The organism is Dietzia sp. DQ11-38-2, from assembly GCF_014145055.1.
Lineage (GTDB): Bacteria > Actinomycetota > Actinomycetes > Mycobacteriales > Mycobacteriaceae > Dietzia.
The window spans coordinates 1-5975 of the sequence record NZ_JAALDW010000495.1 but is presented as its reverse complement, the minus strand read 5'-3'; the positions used below and the strand labels follow the sequence as shown (position 1 = coordinate 5975).

4 protein-coding genes are annotated in these 5975 nt (G+C 63.0%); all 4 read right to left on the bottom strand.

Going from position 1 to position 5975, the window contains the following annotated elements; translation table 11 throughout:
- Window positions 1-1542: class I SAM-dependent DNA methyltransferase (locus G6026_RS15480; RefSeq protein ID WP_182613708.1), on the bottom strand; the 1542-nt coding region annotated here is incomplete at its 3' end.
- Entirely contained in the window at window positions 1539-3110 is a 1572-nt protein-coding gene (locus G6026_RS15475; RefSeq protein WP_182613696.1) for a class I SAM-dependent DNA methyltransferase, read from the bottom strand. The genes G6026_RS15480 and G6026_RS15475, both read right to left, overlap by 4 nt.
- Window positions 3111-3319: 209 nt before the next feature.
- Window positions 3320-5266: an N-6 DNA methylase gene (locus G6026_RS15470; RefSeq protein WP_182613695.1), complete on the bottom strand. Its 1947-nt coding sequence runs from the start codon at window positions 5264-5266 to the stop codon at window positions 3320-3322.
- The gene (locus tag G6026_RS15465) at window positions 5263-5799 is read right to left on the bottom strand and encodes an NYN domain-containing protein (RefSeq protein ID WP_182613694.1); all 537 of its coding nucleotides are present in this window, start codon (window positions 5797-5799) and stop codon (window positions 5263-5265) included. Before G6026_RS15465 ends, G6026_RS15470 begins: the two co-directional genes overlap by 4 nt.
- Window positions 5800-5975 lie beyond the last annotated feature (176 nt).

The following is a 5975-nucleotide window of genomic DNA, read 5'->3' as shown; positions in this document are numbered from 1 at the left end:
TACGGCCCGTGAATCACCGGGGTTAGTCTCGTCGGCCGCGACAGCGGCCCGGAGCATGTCGAGGACAGTGTTGATCGCCTCGTCGGCGGCCTGTGACGCTTCGCGCCATCCGGTGACGGCGTCGGCTAGGTTCACGGCCTCGGAATCGGGATCGCCTACAGTCGCGCCGTTGGTGGCGCTGCCGGACACGTACAGCGGGATTGACAGACTGTAGTCGTTGGCTTTGATCGTGTCGAGGTCCACTACTGCGGCGAACCCCTCGACGTCCGCAAAACCTCGGTAGGCCTCGAGGATCTTTTTCTGATGCGACTCGCGGAGGAACGATTGGGCCTGCTCCCGCGCCACCTCGTTGACTGCGTTGATGAACAGGATCTTGTCTGTGTGGTCCTCCGGCTTGCTGGCACGCAGCGTGATGACCACAGCCTCCATCGGGCTGTTGTAAAACAGGCCCGCGCCCAGGCCGAGCACACATTCGACGAGGCCGGACTTGATGAGTTTCTTCCGCAACGCGGCTTCCTCGCGGCGGAACAGCACACCGTGGGGGAACAGGATCGCCGCTCGCCCGGACTTGGGATCGAGGCTGGCCGCGATGTGCTGGAAGAAGGCGTAGTCGGCGCGGCCCTGCGGTGGGGTGCCCCACGTGTTCCGTCCGTAGGGGTCGGAGGAGAACGCGCCCCTGTTCCAGTTCTTGATGGAGTACGGCGGGTTCGCAAGCACCACGTCGAAACGGTGGAGCTTGCCGTCGGCGTCGAGGAGTTTGGGTTCGGCCAGGGTGTCGCCGTGTTCGATGCGACCGTCGATGATTCCGTGGAGGAATAGGTTCATCCGTGCGATGGCGGAGGTTCCAAAGTTGCGTTCCTGGCCATACAGCCGCAGGTTTCGCCATTCCTTCCGCTGACGTTTGAGTTCGGCGGCAGCGGAGATGAGCATCCCGCCGGTGCCGCAGGTCGGGTCATAGACCGACTCCCCAGATTCCGGTTCCAGCATTTGGGTCATTAGGTGGACCAGGGTGCGGTTGGTGTAGAACTCCTGCGCGGTGTGGCCGGAGTCGTCGGCGAACTTCTTGATCAGGTACTCGTACCCGTTGCCGAGTTCGTCCTCGGGCAGGTTGGTAATGGACAACGTGCGGGAGGAGAAGTGTTCGATCAGCTCGGAGATCGTCGAATCTGGGAGTAAGTTCTTGTTCCCCCAGTCGCCGTCCCCGAAGACGCCCGGCAGGGTGTCTGGGTTTGCATCCTCGATCCTGCGCATAGCGGTGCGCAGGACGGTCCCGATGTTCGTGGTGGCCTGGCGGATATCATCCCAGTGGCAGCCGTCCGGCACGACGAATCGGTGGTTCTCCGGTAGAGCCGCCAATTCCTCGTCACCGTAGTCGGCCATGGCCTCGGCGAACTCCTCGTCATAGACATCGGAGAGCCTCTTGAGGAACACCAGCGGGAAGATGTACTGCTTGTAGTCCCCGGCGTCGATGAGTCCGCGCAGGATGATCGCGGCGTCCCACAGGTAGTTCTCCAGCTCACGTTGGGTGATGCGGGTGCTCATGCCGAAACCTCCTTGGCGATGTGGTCGGGGGACAGACCCCACTTGGCGAGCTGATCTTCTAGTTCGGCGCGGGTCTGGGCAGCCCGCTCTTGCGCCGTTTCCAGTCTCGCCAGGGCATCGGCCAGCGAGACCTCATCGCGGCCCGTGTCGGCCTGGACGTACAGCGGGATGTTGAGGTTGTAGTTGTTGGCCTTGATCTCTTCGATGGTGGCGACCTTGGCGAGGTGCTCTACGTCTTGGTAGTCGCGGTAGGCGGCGAGGATCGTCTCGGCGTGTTCCGGCTCGAACGTGTTCTGGTTCCGGCCCCGCCGGTAGAGCTTCTCGCCATTGATGAACAGCACCTGGTCTCGCTGTTTCTCGTCCTTCTGATTGCGCAGGACGAGGATGCACGCCGCTAGTCCGGTGCCGTAAAAGAGGTTCGGTCCTAGACCGATGACGGCCTCTACCTTCCGAGAGTTCAGGACGTGGGTGCGGATCTTGGCTTCGGCCCCCTGGCGGAACAGTGCGCCCTGCGGGAGGACGACGGCGATCCGGCCCGCATCAGGTGTTGCGGATGTGATCATGTGCTGCACCCACGCCCAGTCCGCGTATCCCGTCGGCGGGACACCGCCGAGCTTGTTGCGTCCCCACTTGTCGTCTGCCCACTGATCGTGGCCCCACTTCTTGAGTGAGAACGGCGGGTTGGCGACGACGCAGTCGAACTGCGCGAGGTGGCTCCCCGTGAAGAAAGCCGGTTCGCGGAGGGTGTCGCCCTTGGCGATATTGAAGTCGTCGATGCCGTGCAAGAGCAGGTTCATCTTGGCGATTGCCGAGGTGGTGAGCACCTTCTCCTGGCCGTACAACTTGCCGAGGAGGGTCTTGGCGTTGCCGCCGGCCTCCTCGACGTGCTTGATGACCTCGATGAGCATGCCGCCGGTGCCGCAGGCCGGGTCGTAGATGCTCTCGCCTTCCTGCGGGTCGAGGATGTTCACCAGCAGCGCCACCACGGAGCGCGGGGTGTAGTACTCACCGGCCTTCTTGTTGGACTGATCGGCGAACCGCTTGATGAGGTACTCGTAGGCGTTGCCGAACACGTCAGGGGCGACTGCGGCGTTTGACAGGGTCTTGGATGAGAAGTGCTCGATGAGGTCTGCGAGTTTGGCGTCGGGCAGCTTCTCCTTGTTAGTCCAACTCGCGGAGCCGAACACCCCGTAGAGGGTGTCGGGGTTGGCGTTCTCGATCTCACGGAACGCCGCCTGGAGCGCCGCGCCTATGTTCTCGGTCCGCTCGCGGACCGCTTCCCAGCTGTGGCCGTCGGGGATGACGAAGCGATGGTTCTCGTCAAACTCGGCGAAATCGAAGTCGCCACCGGACTCTGCGAGCGCCTGAGCGAACTCTTCGGCGTAGACGTCGGAGATCCGCTTGAAGAACATCAGCGGGAAGATGTACGCCTTGAAGTCCGCCTGATCGATGCTCCCTCGGAGCATGTCCGCAGCCCTGGCCAGATAGTTCTCCAATTCGGACAATGAAATGGGCACCGTGGGCTCGGCGTATGACCTGGCTAAGTCCAAGGCTTCGTCTTCGGTCATGGTGGGCGTTACCGTCCTAAGTGATTGGCGGGCGAGGGCATTTGGCACCGCGCTAGCGGGCTGAACGCGGGGGCTGATGAGCCCTAGATAAGAGAGCTTTGTCAGTAACGTATCCGGTGGGTCAGACCCCGATGGAGTCCTGTCCGGCACTTTGCCCTCGTGGGGAAGGTGTCTGTCGTACCTGCCCCACGAGGGTTGGCCGTTATCTCTTAGGTCGCCGTGGCGTCGAGGTTGATGTTGAAGCGGACGGCGTCTAGGAGGCTGGACGAGAGAATCTCGCTCGCCTCAGTGATGGACTGCGCAGCGTTCCGGAATCTTGCGACTTCCGCGAGCGCGGCGACGAGGCGTTGCTGGTCGTCCATCGGCATGAGGGGGATCTCGAGGTCGATGATCTTGGCTCGCTGGATGGTGCCGCCGGCGAGGAACCGGGTGTTCCAGGATCCACTGAGCATGGCCGCCAAGTAGTGGGGGTCCACGACGTCTGGCTTGAGGACGCGAAGCAGTTCGATGACCGGTGACAGCAGGTGCCCACCGTCGTCGTCGACCAGGGCTCGGATGTCGAGCTGTGTGATGACCAGGATGTCTGACGGTCGGGTCAGCTCCATGCCGTCCTCGAGCAGGTCCGCTGTGGGCGGGTCGGGAAGGGTGCGGGTTTTGATTGCCCGTGCTCCCACCATTGCTGCCTTGAGGTCATCGTTGACGTCGCGAGGTGCGCGATGCCGTATGCGCTCGATGACGCCCTCGCGGATGAGGTCCTTGACGGTGAGGATTCGCGAGGGGGCGTCCTGTGCGAATGTGACCTGACCGGACTCTTCGACCAGGACCTGGGTGGCTTCCCGGATCGCTGTGGAGGAGTCGGCGTAGGCGGCGTGCACCTCGTCGACGGAAGGCTCCTCGGTGGCGAGCCAACGCTTCGGGGTCAGCTGAGCGTCATCGTTGATCAGATCGTCCACCGACACCCGGACATGCGGAACTTCTGCCAGGGCGGTGGGGGCTTTCAGCCACTGTGAGACATGCGCTTCGGCGTCTGCGACTTCCGATGCGTCGATGAGTAGCACGTCCGACTGCTCGTTGTTGGGGCGTCGGAGCACCCACAGGGCGAGCTGGATGGAGGTATTGGAGGCCATCCCACCGGGCAGCCCAACGATGGTCTCGACACAGCCCTGACGCAGTAGTTCTGCGCGGATCCGTCCTTCTCCTGCGCCCCGGAAGAGCGCACCGTGGGGGGTGATGACGAACGCGCGTCCAGTGTCAGTGAGGTGTGCGATGGCGTGCTGAAGCCAGGCGGTGTCAGCGTTATGGGCTGGCGGTGCGCCGAAGACGAACCGGGGATCGGTCAGACGGAGGTCGTAGTCTAGTCGCAGGCTGAAGGGGGGTTCGGCGATGACGACATCAGCCCGCAGTTCGGGATCCGGGTCGATATGGAGGGTGTCACCCTGCGTCAGATTGAGCGGCACATTGTGGAGTGCGGCCCGGACCTGTGCGACAGCGAGTGCGCGCTCGTTGATGTCGTGCCCTATATAGCTGTCGAAGCTGCCGGTGTCAGCAAGCTGGATCAGAGCGGACGCGATCCCACAGGCAGGATCGTACACAACCCCGCCTGGATGGTTTGAGGCCACGGATGCCAGCAGTTGGCTGGTGCGTGATCCGATGACGCCAGACCAACTCCCATGTCGGCCTTCGGCCCGGGCGGTGCGCTCGAGGACGAAGTCCACGACCGAGGCCAACTCGGACTCGTCAACGGCATCGATCGATTCACGGAGCTTCTGGATGCGGCTCTGGTCGGAATCCGACGGGAGCCTCAGAGATGACAGTCGGAGTGGCTCGGGGACGTTTTCTCCCAGGGCCCGCTCGGCTGCGAGGGCGACGACGATGTCGGCGGCCTGGTCCGGCGTGTAGATGCCGCGAAGTGTGTTCATCGCGGTCCAGACCTGTGCTTCCGTCGAAATCCGGTCGACGGTGTAGCCCTGCTTCGTGAGCCATGTCTGCACCTGGGACAAGGCGTAGAGCGGCTTGGTCTTGGTGCCGGCGGCCTGTGGCGGGAAGTCGTCGTGGCGGCGGCGCCAGTTGCTCACTGCTGCGCGGGACACCCCGGCGAGGTCAGCGATGTCGCTCGAGGAGACGAGGGACTTTGGGGAGGGGGACGGGCTGCTCATGCTGCACCTTCGGTGTTGGTCTGGTGTGGGGTAAAGGTCACGGTCTGCGAGGCGGCCATCTGCAGTCTCTTGGCCAGTGCGGTCTGGTGTGCCACGACGGTGACCTTGACGCCGTGGCCGCCGAGGGTGGCGACGGTGTCGGTGAAGATCCCATCTCCGGAGACGAGGATGACCTCGTCGAATCGGTCGGCGATGTTCTCGTTATTTAAGACATTCAGTAGGGCGTGGTCTGCGCCGTCGATTCCGGTTCCTACGACGATCCGGGCGGAGCTCCAGACCGGCCAGGTGTGGATCGCTCCTGCCTTGCTCACTCCGACGATGACCTGTTCTTGGCGTTGGAGTCCGAGCGTGGAGTCGAGCATCCTCCGGGCCCATTTCGCTTCGGCGAGGGTCCGGATCGACCCACCGGAGATGTTCTCTATGTCGACCAGTGTCAGGCGCCTTCCTCGTAGTGCCGGTGGGCGCGTCTTGTGGTGATCCGTGCGGGCGGTGGTCTTGGCCGGCTGCAGTTTCTGTGTACTTGTTTTGTTCATGGCTATGACTGTAGACCGCCCGACTGCGTAGCGCAAGTGAAAACCGCAAAACAGTTGAAAAGAATTTCGGGCGTGAACTGGTGCCTGGCGCCTGCGTCGGCGGGCGTCCCGTTGGGGTACACCCTTGCGGGACGATGTGCCGCCAACTATCGCTTGTGACTCTCAGCTTCGATTGG

What these genes read in the sequence shown, in the direction of transcription:
- G6026_RS15475 (WP_182613696.1), bottom strand. Translation starts at nt 3,110, where the DNA reads ATGACCGAAGACGAAGCCTTGGACTTAGCCAGGTCATACGCCGAGCCC.
- G6026_RS15470 (WP_182613695.1), bottom strand. Translation starts at nt 5,266, where the DNA reads ATGAGCAGCCCGTCCCCCTCCCCAAAGTCCCTCGTCTCCTCGAGCGAC.
- G6026_RS15465 (WP_182613694.1), bottom strand. Translation starts at nt 5,799, where the DNA reads ATGAACAAAACAAGTACACAGAAACTGCAGCCGGCCAAGACCACCGCC.